The following is a 15521-nucleotide window of genomic DNA, read 5'->3' on the forward strand; positions in this document are numbered from 1 at the left end:
TCTCTCGAAGTCGAGAGACCGATCAGGGTCCGGCATGGCGGGCGTGCTCTGCCGGAGCACTGACCCCTCACTCAGGCATCAGCTGGAGAAGGCAGACCATGACCCGCACTCCCGTCACCGTCACCGTCACCGGCGCGGCCGGCCAGATCGGCTACGCGCTGCTGTTCCGCATCGCGTCGGGCCAGCTGCTCGGTGCCGACACCCCGGTCAAGCTGAACCTCCTGGAGATCCCGCAGGGCCTCAAGGCCGCCGAGGGCACCGCCATGGAGCTCGACGACTGCGCCTTCCCGCTGCTGCGCGGCATCGAGATCACCGACGACGCGAACAAGGCGTTCTCCGGCGCCAACGTCGCCCTCCTGGTCGGCGCCCGCCCCCGCACCGCGGGCATGGAGCGCGGCGACCTGCTCTCCGCCAACGGCGGCATCTTCGGCCCGCAGGGCAAGGCCATCAACGACAACGCCGCGGACGACATCAAGGTCCTGGTGGTCGGCAACCCCGCCAACACCAACGCCCTGATCGCCCAGCAGCACGCCCCGGACGTCCCGGCCGAGCGCTTCACCGCCATGACCCGCCTGGACCACAACCGGGCCGTCGCCCAGCTCGCCAAGAAGCTCGGCGCCGACGTCTCCGAGATCCGGCGCCTCACCATCTGGGGCAACCACTCCGCGACCCAGTACCCGGACATCTTCCACGCCGAGGTCGCCGGCAAGAACGCCGCCGAGGCCGTCAACGACGAGACGTGGCTGGCGGAGGAGTTCATCCCGACCGTCGCCAAGCGCGGCGCCGCCATCATCGACGCCCGCGGCGCCTCCTCGGCCGCCTCGGCCGCCAACGCCGCCATCGACCACGTCCACACCTGGGTCAACGGCACCGCCGAGGGCGACTGGACCTCCATGGGCATCGTCTCCGACGGCTCCTACGGCGTGCCCGAGGGCCTCATCTCCTCCTTCCCGGTCACCTGCAAGGACGGGAAGTTCGAGATCGTCCAGGGCCTGGAGATCAGCGACTTCTCCCGCGCCCGCATCGACGCCTCCGTCAAGGAGCTCGCCGAGGAGCGCGACGCGGTCCGCTCCCTCGGCCTCATCTGAGCCGGACGCCCGCGCCCCGCGGCGCACGGCGGCCCGCAGCGCGCACGGCGGCCCGCCGCCCCTCCCCGGGGCGGCGGGCCGCCGCGCGTCCGCGCCTCAGCCGACCGGGAACGCCACGTCGCACACCGCGTCGTCCGGCCCCGCCGCCGCCCAGTCGGCGAAGTACACCTCCCGGCCCGGGCCCGTGCGGCGGCGTCCGCCCGCCGCGATCCACTGCGCCACCGCGTCGTACGCCGAGAGGACCTGCGGATACGCCACCTGCGCCTTCACCAGCCGGGTGTACGCCTCGCGGTGCTCCGGCTCCCGGCGGGACGCGGTCCCCGCCGGGACCGTCCGCCCGCCGGCGACGGGCACGCACACCTCCACCGGCCCGTCGCCGTCCTCGGTCACCTCGCCGTGGTGGACGACGAACGGCGCCGCCGCCACCCCGCCCAGCGGCCGGGCCGCCTCCTCCAGCCGGCGCGTGGCCTCCCCGATCCAGCCGGGCAGCTCCGCCACCCGCACCGCGCGCCGCTCGGTGAGCACCCACTGCTCCGGGACCTCCCGCTCGCGGATCTCGAACATCCCCGTCCTCCCTTCGTCCCCCGCCAACCGGGTGCGGAGGTGCACGGCCGGCTCCCGCTGCGCCGCGACCCGGCGCTCCACCGGCTCCCAGGACGCCCCGGCCCCGGCCGCCGCCTCGGCGCCGGGCAGCGCCGGCACCCCGGCGGCGTCCGCCGGCGGCATGTCCGGCCGCCGCAGCAGGGCCACGAGGCGGGCGTCGGCCGGCCGGTCCTCCCGGCACCAGTGGCAGCCGGCGGCGTCGACCTCCGCCGGCATCACCAGCCCCGGCCGGTCGTACAGCCGCAGCGCCCTCACCGACAGCCGGGACCGGCGGGCGGACGCGCCGGCGGACAGCAGGGCCCCGTCGTCCCCCACGGGTGCACGCCTCCGCGCCGGACCCCGTCGGCCCGGCCCTCTCGAGGTTCCCGCCTGCCCCGGGGGGAGAGTCAAGCGGACAGTCGAGCGCGGTCCGCCAGCAGCCCGCACAGCAGGTCCAGGGCCCCCGTGAAGGCATGGTCGGGCGGGGTGCCGTAGCCGACCACCAGCGCGGGCGGGTACGGGTCCCGGTCGGCCGGGTCGCGGTAGCGCCCCAGGGTGTGCAGGGCCAGGCCGCGCCGGGCGGCGCGCGCCGTCAGCGCCTCCCCGCCCGTGTGCGCCGGGCCCTCCCCGGCGAGCCGCGGCGGCAGCTCCAGGACCGCGTGCAGGCCCGCCGCGATCCCGGTCACGGCCACGTCCGGGGCGTGCTGCGCCACCGCCGCCGCCAGCCGGTCGCGGCGGCGCCGGTAGTGCAGCCGGGCCCGGCGCACCTGCCGGTCGTATCCGCCGGAGTCGATCAGCTCGGCGAGGGCCAGCTGCTCCAGGACGGGGGAGTGGTGGTCGGAGAGCCGCTTCTCCGCCACCACGGCGTCCAGCAGCCGCGGCGGCACCGCCAGCCAGGCCAGCCGCAGCCCGGGCGCGAGGCTCTTGCTGGCCGTCCCCGCGTACACCACGTGCTCCGGGTCCAGGCCCTGCAGGGCGCCCACCGGCTGCCGGTCGTAGCGGAACTCGCCGTCGTAGTCGTCCTCCACCAGGACCGCGCCGGTGCGCCGCGCCCACGCCACCGCGGCGGTCCGCCGGTCCGGGCGCAGCGGCACCCCTGCCGGGAACTGGTGGGAGGGGGTCAGCAGCGCCGCGGCCGGGCCCGCCGCCAGCAGGTCGGTGCGGGCGCCGCCCGCGTCCACCGGCAGCCGGTCCACCGCCAGGCCCGCCGCCTCCAGGACCCGCCGGGTGTCGTGGAGGCCCAGGGCCTCGACCGCGACCCGCCGGCCGCCCAGCCGGTGCAGCGCCCGCCCCAGCACCCCGGCCGCCTGCACGAAGCCGGTGCAGACCACGACCAGCTCCGGGTCGGTGCGCACCCCCCGGGTGCGGGCCAGGTACCCCGCCAGGGCGCGCCGCAGCTCCGGCAGCCCCTGCGGGTCGGTGTAGCCGAGCACGCGGTGGGGTGCGGCGTCCAGGGCCCGCCGGGTCGCGGCGAGCCAGGCGGTGCGGGGGAAGAGCGACAGGTCCGGACTGCCGGGCCGCAGGTCGTACGGGAGGGAGCCGTCGCCCGGTGCCGCGAACGGGTCGTCCGGGGCGGACCGCCCCCGTGGCGCGCGTCCGGCCCGCGGCGCGCCGTCCGGCCGCTCCGCCACCCGCGTCCCCGAGCCCTGGCGCGCCGTCAGCCAGCCCTCGGCGACGAGCTGCCCGTACGCGTCGGCCACCGTGTTGCGGGCCAGCCCCAGGTCGCGGGCGAGCGTCCGCGACGACGGCAGCCGGCTCCTCGGCGCGAGCCGCCCGCCCCGCACCGCGTCGCGCAGCGCCCGCTCCAGGGCCGCGCGCACCCCGGGGCCCGGGGCGAGGTCGAGGTGCAGGTCGCTGCCAGGAATGGCCCGTGGTCCCATGCCCCAAGTGGACCACGCCCGCGGGCCGCCCCGCCCCTAGCGTGGAACCCATGACGACGACAGCACCCGCCCTCGACGACGCCCCCGTCCCCGCGCCCGCGCCGCGCATCCGCCTCCAGCAGGTCCCCGGCTTCTACGAGGCCATGACGGCCCTGGACAAGGCCGCGGCCGACGGCCTCGACCCGGTGGTGGCCGAACTGGTCCGCACCCGCGCCTCCCAGCTCAACGGCTGCGCCTTCTGCCTCGACATGCACAGCCGCGACGCCCGCCGCCGCGGCGTGCCCGAGCACAAGCTCCACACCCTCGCCGCCTGGCGCGAGACCCCCTTCTTCACCGCCCGCGAGCGCGCCGCCCTGGCCCTCACCGAGGCCGTCACCCGCCTCGGCGACCACGGCGTGCCGGACGAGGTGTACGACGAGGCCGCCCGGCGGTTCGAGGAGTCCGAACTGGCGCGCCTGCTCGCCCTGGCCGTCGCCATCAACGCCTGGAACCGCATCGGCGTCGCCAGCCGCATGTCCCCGGCGCCCCGCCACGACCACGCCTGACACCCGCAGGCCTGACACCCGCAGGCCTGACACCCGCACGCCTGACACCCGCACGCCTGACACCCGCACGCCTGGCGTCCGCACCCCCGACGTCCGGCGCAGCACCCCCTCTGCCGCCGCAGCGGCCCGGCCGCTAGGGTGGTCGGCCGGTACGGACGCGGCCCCTCGGGCCGCACGGTCCGGCCGCCCCCTGCGGCGGCCGGCGGACACGGGGAGCGGAGCACCATGGCGGACACGGCGGCGACCGGCGCGAGACGCAAGCGGTCCCATGCCTTCCAGCTCGGCGTCGTCAGCGCCGTCGCCCTCGCCCTGACCTCCTGCGGCAGCGACGACAGCCCCGACCTGCGCTGCGTCGACACGAAGACCTTCAAGAACGTCGCCGACCGCCTGTGCAACGGCCAGCCCGGCAACGGCTACGCCTCCACCGACCGCTACCAGTGGTACGAGGACGACCACGACCACCACGGCACCGCCGCCGCCGGCGGCTACTACGGCCACCGCTACACCGGCCCCCGGGTCTCCAAGAGCTCGCACAAGAGCTCCGGCTTCCACTGGGGCGGCTTCGGCGGCCACGGGCACAGCAGCGGCGGCTGAGCGGCCGATGCAGCGCCACCGCACCGAGCCCCGCCCCGGCTGGCAGCAGACCGTCGAGGAGCAGGGCCTGATCTACCCGCTCACCCGCCACCCCGACGGCTCGCTGCGCCCCTACTGGGACGAGTCGGCCTACTACTCCTTCACCCTCCCCGAGGTCGAGGCGCTGGAGGGGGTCGTCGAGGAGCTGCACCGCCTCTGCCTGGAGGCCGCCGCGCACATCGTCGCCGAGGACCGCTTCGCCGACCTCGGCATCACCGACCCGTCGGTCGCCGCCGCCGTCGCCGGGTCCTGGCGCCGCCGCGCCGAGCAGCCCAGCCTGTACGCCCGCTTCGACCTGCGGTACGACGGCACCGGACCGGCCAAGCTGCTGGAGTACAACGCCGACACCCCCACCTCGCTGGTGGAGGCCGCGAGCCCCCAGTGGTTCTGGATGGAGGAGCGCTTCCCCGGCGCCGACCAGTGGAACTCCCTCCACGAGCGCCTCGTCGCCGCCTGGCGCAGCCAGGCCCGGCTGCTGCCGCCCGGCCACCCCGTGCACTTCGCCCACTCGCACGACGACGAGCTCGGCGAGGACCAGATGACGGTGGTCTACCTCATGGAGACCGCCCGGCAGGCCGGCCTCGACACCCGCTCCCTCGCCGTCGAGGACATCGGCTGGGACTCCCTCGCGGGCCGGTTCGTCGACCGGCAGTGCCGCTTCCTGCGGACCGTCTTCAAGCTCTACCCGTGGGAGTGGCTGGTCTCCGACGCCTTCGGCGCGCACGCCCTGCGCACCGCCGACCTGGGCGGCGGCACCGGCTCCACCCTGTGGATCGAGCCGGCCTGGAAGATGCTGCTCTCCAACAAGGCGCTGCTCGCCGTGCTCTGGGAGCTCAACCCCGGCCACCCCAACCTGCTCCCCGCGTACCTCGACGGCCCGCGCGGCCTGGCCCGCTGGGCGGCCAAGCCGCTGCTCGGCCGGGAGGGCGCCGGCGTGCTGCTCCACGACGGCACCGGGCCCGCCCCCGTGCCGGACCCGGCGGTGCGCCACTGCTGGCAGGAACTGGCCCCGCTGCCCGACTTCGACGGCAACCGGACCGTCCTGGGCGCCTGGGTGGTGGAGGACGAGCCGGCCGGGCTCGGCATCCGCGAGTCCGCTGGGCCGGTCACCGACGAGTACGCGCGCTTCCTGCCGCACGTCATCCTCTGACCGGCCGCCCGGCCCGGCCGCGGGCATCCGTTGCGCCTTCGTGACCGCACGGAGCGCAACCTCCGCGCCGATACCGCTTCGTCCCCGGAAACCGCTGGCCAGGGGCTTGATCGGCGACTTCAATGATCACCCATGCCCTTCCTGTCCTCCCTGGCGGCCCTGCCCCGCGTGATGCGCCACGGTGCGGCCGTCGGCGCCGACCTGCCGCCCGACGCCGCCGTGGTGCTCGACGCCCCCGACGCACCCCTGCAGGCCGCGCTGACCGCCGCCGGGGCCGGCGACTTCGGACCGGCCCGCGCCCTCCTCGCCGCCACCCGGCGCGACGCCCGGTGGGAGCGGCGCGACGGCGACGTGGCGAAGCTCGCCGGCTTCGCCCTGCACAACCCGGGCTGGCTCCACGCCTGGCTCGACGCCGAGCCCGACGACCCTGACGCCGTGCTGGTCAAGGCGGACCTGTGCATCCGCCAGGCGTGGGAGGTCCGCTCCGGGGCCAGGGCCGAGCGCGTCGCGCACGACCAGTTCCAGGCCTTCTTCGCCCTCCTGGGAGACGCCGCCCCCGTCATCCGCCGGGCAGCCGAGCTCAACCCCGCGGATCCCGTTCCGTGGAGGATCGCCCTCACCCATGCCCGCGGCTCCCAGGCCCCTCGTGCGGTCTTCGACGCCCACTGGGAGGAGGCGGCTGCCCGAGCCCCCTGCCACTACGGCTGCCACGTCTCCGCCCTGCAGTACCTGTGCCGCAAGTGGTACGGCTCCCACGAGGAGATGTTCGCCTTCGCGGAGCGCGCCGCCGACCAGGCGCTCCCGGGCTCCCGTCTGCACGCCCTCCCGCTCCTCGCCGCGGTCGAGTACCGGGTCGTCGACGGCGTGCGGGAGGGAGCGGATCCCGCCTTCGACGCGCGTGCCGAGGCCGCGGTCCGCCGCGCCCTCGACCTGTCCGCCTCCTTCGCGCCGGGAGACCCGGAGGCCGCCGGCTTCCGCAACCACCTCGCGCTGATGCTGCTCCTGGCCGGGGACGGCCGCACCGAGGAGGCGCTGGAGGCCTTCCGGGCGACCGGCGTGCACGCCACCCGGCTCCCGTGGGCCTACTTCGGCGATCCGCGCGAGCAGTTCCTCACCTTCCGCCGGGCTGTACGGACCCGGGCCGCCGCACGCACCCCGTTCTTCTCCCGCCCGTCCGTCCCGGCCCCCCGGCCCTCCGGGGACGCCGGGGACGCCGACCGGGCCCCGCGCACCCTCGCCGTCTGCGCCGCCCCCCTGCCCGAGGTCGCCGAGGCGGCCCTGCTGTGCCGGACCGGCCTGCTGCTCGCCCCCGAGGGCGCCCACACCCTCGTGGAGCCCGGCCGCGACCCCGAGCCTCCCGCCGGGCGCCCGGGCGCGGACCGGCTCACCTCCGCCGCCGAGTCCCTGACCGCGGGCGAGAAGTGGCCCGTCCTCGTGCTCACCGCCGCCGACGGCGGCCGCCGGGGTGTGACACTCGTCCGCAGGGGCGCGGCGCGTGCCGTCCACCAGTGGGACCCGGGCGCGCCCGTCCCCTCCCACGAGGAGGCCGACCGGACCGCCCGGGCGCTCGCCGACGCCTTCGGCGTGGCCGACCCCCGGCCGCTCACCGCCCTGCTGCGCGGCACCGACGACCCCGTCCGGCGGCAGGCGGACCTCGTGGCCGCCCTCGGCCTGCCCGCCCTGCCCCCCGGCTTCGGCGACCGCCCCCGCGTCCTCGCCGACCGGCCGGACGCACGGGCCGTCGCCCGCCGCGGCCTGGCGGCCGGCATCCGCGACACCCTCGCCACCGGACCGGGGGAGCTGCCGCCCGACCCCCGGGAGCCCGCCCCCGCCCCCCTGCCCGCCCGCTGGTGGGCCCTGCGCGTGCTCGGCCTGCTGGTCTTCGCACCCGCCGCCGTCTACGCGTGGTGGTCACCGCAGGTCGGCGCCGTACGGGCGGTCCTCGCCACCGTCGCCGCGCTCTACGTCGGCGGGCAGCTGGCGGATGCCCTGCGCCGCCGCCGGGGCGGCCCGGGCGGCCCGGCCTGAGTCCGCCGGGGCGGGCGCCGCAGGACGCCCGCCCCGGCACCCGCTCTCCTCCGGCCCGTGCGGCTCAGCCCGTCAGCACCTCCCGCAGCTGCCCCAGCGCCCATGCCAGGTCCTCCTTGGCGACCACCAGCGGCGGGGCGATCCGCACCGTCGAGCCGTGGGTGTCCTTCACCAGCACCCCCCGCTCCATCAGCAGCTCCGACACCCGCCGCCCCGAGCCGAACGCCGGGTCCACGTCCACCCCCGCCCACAGCCCGCGCCCGCGCACCGCCCGCACGGCCCCGTCCGCCGCCAGCGCCGCCAGCTCCCCGTGCAGGTACGCGCCCAGCTCCGCGGACCGCTGCTGGTACTCGCCGGTCCGCAGCAGCGCGATCACCTCCAGCGCCACCGCGCACGCCAGCGGGTTGCCGCCGAAGGTCGAGCCGTGGCTGCCCGGCGTGAAGACGTCCAGCACCGCCCGCGACGACACCACCGCCGACACCGGCACGATGCCGCCGCCCAGCGCCTTGCCCAGCACGTACACGTCCGGCACCACGCCCTCGTGCTCGCAGGCGAAGGTCCGGCCGGTGCGGCCCAGGCCGGACTGGATCTCGTCCGCGACCAGCAGCACGCCGCGCGCCGCCGTCACCTCCCGGACCGCCGCCAGGTAGCCGGGCGGCGGCACCACCACGCCCGCCTCGCCCTGGATCGGCTCCAGCAGCACCGCCACCGTGTCCTCGTCCACGGCGGCCTCCAGCGCGGCCCGGTCCCCGTAGGGCACGACCGTGAAGCCCGGCGTGTAGGGGCCGAAGCCCTCCCGGGCCTCGGGGTCCGTCGAGAAGGAGACGATCGTCGTGGTGCGGCCGTGGAAGTTGCCCGCCGCCACCACGATCCGCGCCCGGCCCGGCGGCACGCCCTTCACCGTGTAGCCCCACAGCCGGGCCGCCTTCACCGCCGTCTCCACCGCCTCCGCGCCGGTGTTCATCGGCAGCACCGCCTCCATCCCGCACAGCTCCGCCAGCTCCGTGCAGAACGCGGCGAAGCGGTCGTGGTGGAAGGCGCGCGAGGTCAGGGTGACCCGGTCCAGCTGCGCCCGGGCGGCGGCGACCAGCCGGGGGTGGCGGTGGCCGAAGTTGAGCGCCGAGTAGCCCGCCAGCAGGTCCAGGTAGCGGCGCCCCGCCACGTCCGTCATCCACGCGCCCTCCGCCTCGGCGACCACCAGCGGCAGCGGGTGGTAGTTGTGGGCGCTGTGGGCGTCCGCGGCCGCGATGAGACCGGCGGTCGGGTCGGGGGCGGCGGTCGGGTCGGGGGCGGCGGCCGGGCCGGGTGCGGGGCTGTGCGGATCGCTCATGGCTTCTCTCCACCGGGTCGCCGTTGACCGAGGGCGGGGCCCGTGGCCGTGCGGCCCCTGCCTCGACTGTAGGGGCCCGCGCCCGCCTCCGGCAGGGCCCGGCGGGCCCGCCCGGCCGGGCGGGACCACGGGCGCCGGCGGGTTCCTAGACTTCCCCTGTGAACGACACCCTCGGGGACGCCGCGCTCGTCCTGGTCTTCATCCTGGTCGGCGGCCTCTTCAACGTGGCCGAGATCGCCCTCATCTCCCTGCGGGAGGGCCAGATCCGGGCCCTCGCCGAGCGGGGCACCAAGCGGGCCTCGCGGGCGGCCCACCTGGCCGGCGACCCCAACCGCTTCCTGGCCGCCGTGCAGGTCGGGGTGACCTGCATGGGGTTCCTGTCGGCGGCCTTCGGCGCCGAGACCCTCGCGGGCAAGGCCGCCCCGCTCTTCGAGGACCTCGGCCTGGCGCCGGGGATCGCCGACACCGTGGCCCTGGTGGGGCTCACGCTGGTGATCTCCTACGTCTCCCTCGTCCTCGGCGAGCTGACCCCCAAGCGGATCGGCCTCCAGCGGGCCGAGCCCATCGCCCTGCTCGCCGCGCCCGCCGTGGACGTGATCTCGGTCGTGCTGCGCCCGGCGATCTGGCTCCTCTCCCGCTCCACCAACCTCATGGTGCGGCTGCTGGGCGGCGACCCCAGGGCCGGCCGGGACGCGATGAGCCAGGAGGAGCTGCGCGGCCTGGTGGCGTCCAACACCGAGCTGGGCGCCGACGAGCGGCAGCTGATCGCGGAGGTCTTCGCGGCGGGGGAGCGGCAGCTGCGCGAGGTCATGGTGCCCCGCACCGAGGTCACCTTCCTCGACGCGGACCGCGCGCTGGACGAGGTCCGGGCCGAGGTCGGCCGCTACCCGCACTCCCGCTACCCCGTGGTCGACGGCTCGTACGACACGGTGGTCGGCTTCGTGCACGTCCGCGACCTGTACCGGCCCGACGACGGCTCCGGCGCCCCGGCCCGCACGGTGCGGGACCTGGCGCGCCCGGTGAAGCTGCTCCCGGACACCAACCGCGTCCTGCCGTCGATGTCGGAGATGCGCCGCGAGGGGCACCACCTGGCGATCGTCGTCGACGAGTACAGCGGCACGGCGGGCATCGTGACGCTGGAGGACCTCGTGGAGGAGGTGGTGGGCGAGATCCGCGACGAGTACGACCAGGCCGCCACCGCCACCCTGCGGCTCGCGGGCGGCGGCATGGAGGTGGACGGACTGCTCAACCTCGCCGACTTCGCGGAGGAGACCGGCGTCGAGCTGCCGCAGGGCCCGTACGAGACCGTCGCCGGCTACACGGTCGCCGCCCTCGGCCGCCTGCCGGCCGTCGGCGACCAGGTCGCGGCCGCGGGCGGCTACCGCCTCACCGTCGCCGCGCTCGACGGCCGCCGCATCGCCCGTGTCCGCGTCACCGCTGCGGGCGTCCCCGCGCCGGGTGCGCCGGGTGCGGCCGGTCCCGCCGAGCCCGTGCCCGGTCCGGGCCGACCGGGACCCTCCGGAGCGGCCCGTCCGTGACACCGGGGCCGCCGCCCGCGCCCCTCCGGGGGCGGGCGGCGCGCGGAGCGGTCATGGTGGAGGGGAGGACGTACGGACCTGACGGAGAGGAGCGGCCGCCATGGCGTACGAGATGCGGGCCGAGTACGACGCCGAGGACGGCGCGATCAGGCACTGGCACATGGTGGAGGACGGCGGGGTCCGGGCCCTGTGCGGCCGCGACCTCGACCCCGGCGCGCCGACCCAGTCCGCGGACGCCTGGGGCAGCGAGGCGGCCGAGCCGTTCTGCCACAGCTGCGGGGCGCTGTACCTGCGCCAGGTGCCCTGAGCCGGGCCGCCCCGGGCCGGGCCGCCCCGGCTCCCCGGCCGGACCCGCGCGCCCGGCCCCGCGCCGGCGCCCCGCCGCACCGGGGCGGGCGACCCGGTCAAACACGACGAGTCGGAACCTGTCGCAGAGCCGCCCGCCTTTCCTGAGAGAATGGGCGGCATGGTCACTGATCGCCCGCGCGTGCTCTCCGGCATCCAGCCCACCTCCGGCTCGTTCCACCTGGGGAACTACCTGGGTGCGGTACGCCAGTGGGTGGCCCTGCAGGAGACCCACGACGCCTTCTACGCGGTGGTGGACCTCCACGCGATCACCGTGGACCAGGACCCGGCGGTGCTGCGTGAGAACAGCCGGGTCTCCGCCGCGCAGCTGCTGGGCGCGGGCCTCGACCCGGAGCGCTGCACGCTCTTCGTCCAGTCGCACGTGCCGGAGCACGCCCAGCTGGCCTGGGTGATGAACTGCCTCACCGGCTTCGGCGAGGCCTCCCGGATGACCCAGTTCAAGGACAAGGCCGCCCGGCAGGGCGCCGAGCGGGCCTCGGTGGGCCTGTTCACCTATCCGATCCTGCAGGTCGCCGACATCCTGCTGTACCAGGCCGACGCCGTCCCGGTCGGCGAGGACCAGCGCCAGCACGTGGAGCTCACCCGCGACCTCGCGGAGCGCTTCAACACCCGCTTCGGGAAGACCTTCACCGTCCCGGCCCCGTACATCGTCAAGGAGACGGCGAAGATCTACGACCTGCAGGACCCGGCCGTCAAGATGAGCAAGTCGGCGTCGTCCCCCAAGGGCCTCGTCAACCTGCTCGACGACCCGAGGTCCAGCGCCAAGAAGCTGCGGAGCGCCGTCACCGACACCGACACGGTGATCCGCTACGACGAGGACAAGAAGCCCGGCGTCTCCAACCTGCTCCTCATCTACTCGGCGATCACCGGCCGTTCGGTGCACGAGCTGGAGCGGCACTTCGAGGGCAAGCTGTACGGCGCGCTGAAGACCGAGCTGGCCGAGGCGTTCACCGACTGGGTCACCCCCTTCCAGGAGCGGACCCGGGCCTACCTGGACGACCCGGCGGAGCTCGACCGGGTGCTGGCCCGCGGCGCGGAGAAGGCCCGCGAGACCGCCTCGGTGACGCTGGCCGCCGTCTACGACCGCGTCGGCTTCCTCCCCGCGAAGCACTGACCCGCATGGACACCGGAGCCGCCCCGGCGGACGGGGAGGGGGCGCCGCGGAGCGTCGTCATCGGCGTGTCCATCGCCGTCCCGGACCCCTTCGGCAAGGAGGTCCAGGACGCCCGGGACTCCTTCGGCGACCCCCTCGCCCGCTCCATACCGACCCACGTCACCCTGCTGCCGCCGACCGAGGTCCCGGTCGCGGACCTGCCCGCCGTGCAGGAGCACCTGCGCACGGTCGCCGCCCGGCACCGGCCGTTCCCGATGCTGCTGCTGGGCACCGGCACCTTCCGCCCGGTGTCCCCGGTGGTCTTCGTGCGCGTCGAGGAGGGCATGCAGGAGTGCCGCGAGGTGGAGGCGTCGGTGCGCTCCGGGCCGCTGGCACGCGAGCTGAACTTCCCCTTCCACCCGCACGTGACGGTCGCGCACAACCTCCCCGACGACGCCCTGGACCGGGCGTACGAGGAGATGAGGGGCTTCCGGGCCTCGTTCGAGGTGCCCGGGTACAGCCTGTACCGCTTCGGCGCCGACGAGGTCTGGCGGCCGCTGCACGCGTACGCGTTCGGCGCGTCCTAGGGGCGGGCGGCACGCGTCCACGTGCCGCCCGGCCCGGGCCGGGCGGCGGGGCAACGCCGGGTGTCCGCCCGGTGTCGGCGAGGGGGACGCGGGGCCACGTTTCACCCTCCGGCGGGCGTGTCCCCTGCGCCGTACGGTCGTTGAGGCAGGTGACGGACCGGCTGTCGGCCGGTCCGCCTGCCCGCAGGCGGAGGAAGGCACCCGCGGCCCGGGCACCCGCGTACCGTGCCCGTCGACCCGATGTGGATGCCCATGCCCCGGTTCAGCATCATCGTCCCCGCGTACAAGGTCCAGGCCTACCTGGGCCCGTGCATCGACTCGGTCCTCACGCAGTCGTTCGAGGACTTCGAGCTGATCGGCGTCGACGACCGCTCCCCGGACGCCTGCGGCGAGATCTTCGACGAGGCCGCCGCCCGCGACGACCGCGTCACCGTGCTCCACCTGCCGGAGAACGTCGGCCTGGGCCGGGCCCGCAACGCCGGGCTGGAGGCGGCCACCGGCGAGTACGTGCTCTTCCTGGACAGCGACGACACCCTCACCCCCGGCGCCCTCCAGGCCGTCGCCGACCGGCTGGCGGCGTGCGACGACCCCGAGATCCTCGTCTACGACTACGCGCGCACCTACTGGAACCGGAAGGTGCGCCGCAGCCGCGACGCGGAGCTCTTCTCCCGCCCCGGGCCGGACGTCTTCGCGGTCGACCGGCGCCCCGAGCTGCTCGGCCTGCTCATGGTCGTCTGGAACAAGGCCTACCGCCGCGACTTCGTCGAGCGGCAGGGGCTGCGCTTCCCGCCCGGCTACTACGAGGACACCCCCTGGACCTACCCGGCGATGCTCGCCGCCGAGCGGATCGCCCTGCTCGACCGGGTCTGCGTCCACTACCGGCAGCGCCGGCAGGGCAACATCCTCTCCACCAGCAGCCGCAAGCACTTCGACGTCTTCGACCAGTACGACCGGGTCTTCGCCTTCCTCGACTCCCGCCCCGACCTGGAGCGGTGGCGGCCGGTCGTCTACGGCCGGATGCTGCACCACCTGCACACCGTCGTCAGCCGCCCCGACCGGGTGCCCGCCGACGCCCGCCGCGAGTACTTCCGCCGCGCCGCCCGGCACTGCCGCCGCCACCGCCCCGCCGGGTACCGGCAGCCGCCCGGCCCTGAGGCCGCCCGCCTGCGGCTGCTCGCCCGCGGCCGCCGCCGCGCCCACTCGGCACTGCGCGCCCTGGAGTGGGTGCGCCGCACCTCCCCGACGGCGCTGCGGCGGCTGCGGCACGCGGTGGGCCGCCCGCTGCTCGGCGCCTACCAGCGGCTCCAGCACCGCCTCCCGGTCCGCCGCGACCTGGCCGTCTTCGCCGCGTACTGGAACCGCGGGCCGTCCTGCAACCCGGCCGCGATCCACGCGAAGCTGCGCGAGCTGGCCCCGCACGTCGAGACGGTGTGGGTGGTCGACCGGCGGCGCCGCGCCGAGGTCCCGCCCGGCGTGCCCTTCGTCCACCCCGGCTCCCGCCGCCACCGGGCGGTGATGGCCAGGGCGAGGTACTTCGTCAACAACGTCAACTTCCCCGACTCCGCGGTCAAGCGGCCGGGCACGGTCCACCTGCAGACGCACCACGGCACGCCGGTGAAGTCCATGGGCCTGGACCTGCAGGGGTACCCGGCGGCGCGGATGGACTTCGAGCGGCTGCTGGAGCGGGTCGACCGCTGGGACTACAGCCTCAGCAGCAACCGCTTCTCCACCCTGGCGTGGGAGCGGGCCTACCCGGCCGGCTACACCACGCTGGAGTACGGGTACCCGCGCAACGACGTCTTCTACACGGCCACCGCCCAGGACGTCCTGGACGCCCGCGCCGAGCTCGGCATCCCGGACGGCGCGGTGGCGCTGCTCTACGCCCCCACCCACCGCGACTACCGCACCTCCTACCGGCCGCGGCTGGACCCCGACCGCCTGATGCGCGCCCTCGGCCCCGGCTACGTGCTGCTCACCCGCTCCCACTACTTCCACGACCGGCAGGACGCGGCCGGCCTGCAGGGGGACGGCGCCGCCGGGGGCCGGGCCGGCGCGGTGGTCGACGTCTCCGGCCACCCCTCGGTGGAGCGGCTCTGCCTGGCGGCGGACGCCCTGGTCACCGACTACTCCTCCGTGATGTTCGACTACGCCAACCTGGACCGGCCGATCGTCGTCTACGCCGACGACTGGGAGGTCTACCGGGAGTCCCGCGGCGTCTACCTCGACGTGCTCTCCGGCCGCCCCGGCGAGACGCCCGGCGCGGTGGCCCGCAGCGAGCAGGAGCTGCTGGAGGTGCTGGCCTCGGGTGCGTGGCGGGGCGAGGCGGCGGCGGAGCTGCGCGCCGCCTTCCGGGCGCGGTTCTGTGAGTTCGACGACGGGCGCGCCGCCGAGCGGGTGGTGCGCCGCGTCTTCCTGGGCGAGACCGCGCCGCTGCCGCACGTCCCCCCGGCCGACCGCACCCCGGCCCCCGACCCGGTGCAGGCCCTGGTCCGGTGCGGCCGCTCGGTGCCCGCCCAGGGCGGCGACCGGCTCGCGGAGGCGCTCAGCTCCTCCGGCTGAGCGGGGGCGGCCCGGGCGGCGGCCCGCGCGGCGGGCGTGCGGATCCGCCGGCAGGCGGGTCGGCGGGCAGGTGGGCGGACAGGCAGGCGGGCGGACAGGCAGGCGGCAGGGGCCGCGGGTGTGGCCGGACGGCCGAGGGGTA

13 protein-coding genes are annotated in these 15521 nt (G+C 76.3%); 10 read left to right on the forward strand and 3 right to left on the reverse strand.

Annotation, left to right across the window (positions count from 1 at the left end; genetic code table 11):
• Window positions 1-98 precede the first annotated feature (98 nt).
• Window positions 99-1088, forward strand: a complete 990-nt coding sequence (locus ACFY07_RS05940; RefSeq protein WP_230648578.1) for a malate dehydrogenase — start codon at window positions 99-101, stop codon at window positions 1086-1088.
• A gap of 96 nt (window positions 1089-1184) precedes the next feature.
• Here ACFY07_RS05940 and ACFY07_RS05945 read toward each other — a convergent pair whose 3' ends face one another.
• On the reverse strand, window positions 1185-2006 hold the full coding sequence (locus ACFY07_RS05945) for a MerR family transcriptional regulator (protein WP_390867562.1): 822 nt from the start codon (window positions 2004-2006) through the stop codon (window positions 1185-1187).
• Window positions 2007-2077: 71 nt separating this feature from the next.
• Window positions 2078-3550 carry a PLP-dependent aminotransferase family protein gene (locus ACFY07_RS05950; RefSeq protein WP_390867563.1) on the reverse strand — a complete coding sequence of 491 codons (1473 nt, stop codon included), beginning with the start codon at window positions 3548-3550 and terminating at the stop codon, window positions 2078-2080.
• A 50-nt stretch (window positions 3551-3600) separates the two neighbouring features.
• Here ACFY07_RS05950 and ACFY07_RS05955 point away from each other — a divergent pair, with 50 nt between their 5' ends.
• The 4 genes from ACFY07_RS05955 to ACFY07_RS05970 all read left to right on the forward strand — a co-directional run bounded on the left by ACFY07_RS05955 (window position 3601) and on the right by ACFY07_RS05970 (window position 7906).
• Window positions 3601-4095, forward strand: a complete 495-nt coding sequence (locus ACFY07_RS05955) for a carboxymuconolactone decarboxylase family protein (RefSeq protein WP_390867564.1) — start codon at window positions 3601-3603, stop codon at window positions 4093-4095.
• A 225-nt stretch (window positions 4096-4320) separates the two neighbouring features.
• On the forward strand, window positions 4321-4689 hold the full coding sequence (locus tag ACFY07_RS05960) for a hypothetical protein (RefSeq protein ID WP_390867565.1): 369 nt from the start codon (window positions 4321-4323) through the stop codon (window positions 4687-4689).
• Between the two features lie 7 nt (window positions 4690-4696).
• Window positions 4697-5878 carry a glutathionylspermidine synthase family protein gene (locus tag ACFY07_RS05965; protein WP_390867566.1) on the forward strand — a complete coding sequence of 394 codons (1182 nt, stop codon included), beginning with the start codon at window positions 4697-4699 and terminating at the stop codon, window positions 5876-5878.
• A gap of 132 nt (window positions 5879-6010) precedes the next feature.
• A complete protein-coding gene (locus ACFY07_RS05970) occupies window positions 6011-7906 on the forward strand; it encodes a hypothetical protein (protein ID WP_390867567.1) in 1896 nt (631 codons plus the stop codon).
• A 64-nt stretch (window positions 7907-7970) separates the two neighbouring features.
• On the opposite strand, the gene rocD is transcribed toward ACFY07_RS05970, so the two are convergent.
• Window positions 7971-9236 (reverse strand): ornithine--oxo-acid transaminase, encoded by a 1266-nt coding sequence (rocD, locus tag ACFY07_RS05975; protein ID WP_390867568.1) that lies wholly within the window; start codon window positions 9234-9236, stop codon window positions 7971-7973.
• Between the two features lie 158 nt (window positions 9237-9394).
• Between rocD and ACFY07_RS05980 the strand changes: the two genes are divergently transcribed.
• The 5 genes from ACFY07_RS05980 (at window position 9395) to ACFY07_RS06000 (ending at window position 15379) form a co-directional block, all read left to right on the forward strand.
• Window positions 9395-10774, forward strand: coding sequence for a hemolysin family protein (locus ACFY07_RS05980; protein WP_390867569.1), 1380 nt, complete (start codon window positions 9395-9397; stop codon window positions 10772-10774).
• A 100-nt stretch (window positions 10775-10874) separates the two neighbouring features.
• Window positions 10875-11081 carry a hypothetical protein gene (locus ACFY07_RS05985; protein ID WP_390867570.1) on the forward strand — a complete coding sequence of 69 codons (207 nt, stop codon included), beginning with the start codon at window positions 10875-10877 and terminating at the stop codon, window positions 11079-11081.
• 159 nt (window positions 11082-11240) lie between these two features.
• Entirely contained in the window at window positions 11241-12254 is a 1014-nt protein-coding gene (gene trpS / locus ACFY07_RS05990; RefSeq protein WP_230648563.1) for a tryptophan--tRNA ligase, read from the forward strand.
• Between the two features lie 5 nt (window positions 12255-12259).
• The gene (locus ACFY07_RS05995) at window positions 12260-12820 is read left to right on the forward strand and encodes a 2'-5' RNA ligase family protein (protein WP_390867571.1); all 561 of its coding nucleotides are present in this window, start codon (window positions 12260-12262) and stop codon (window positions 12818-12820) included.
• Between the two features lie 252 nt (window positions 12821-13072).
• Window positions 13073-15379, forward strand: coding sequence for a CDP-glycerol glycerophosphotransferase family protein (locus tag ACFY07_RS06000; RefSeq protein WP_390867572.1), 2307 nt, complete (start codon window positions 13073-13075; stop codon window positions 15377-15379).
• Window positions 15380-15521 lie beyond the last annotated feature (142 nt).

It is taken from the genome of Streptomyces sp. NPDC001380 (assembly GCF_042895785.1).
GTDB lineage: Bacteria > Actinomycetota > Actinomycetes > Streptomycetales > Streptomycetaceae > Peterkaempfera.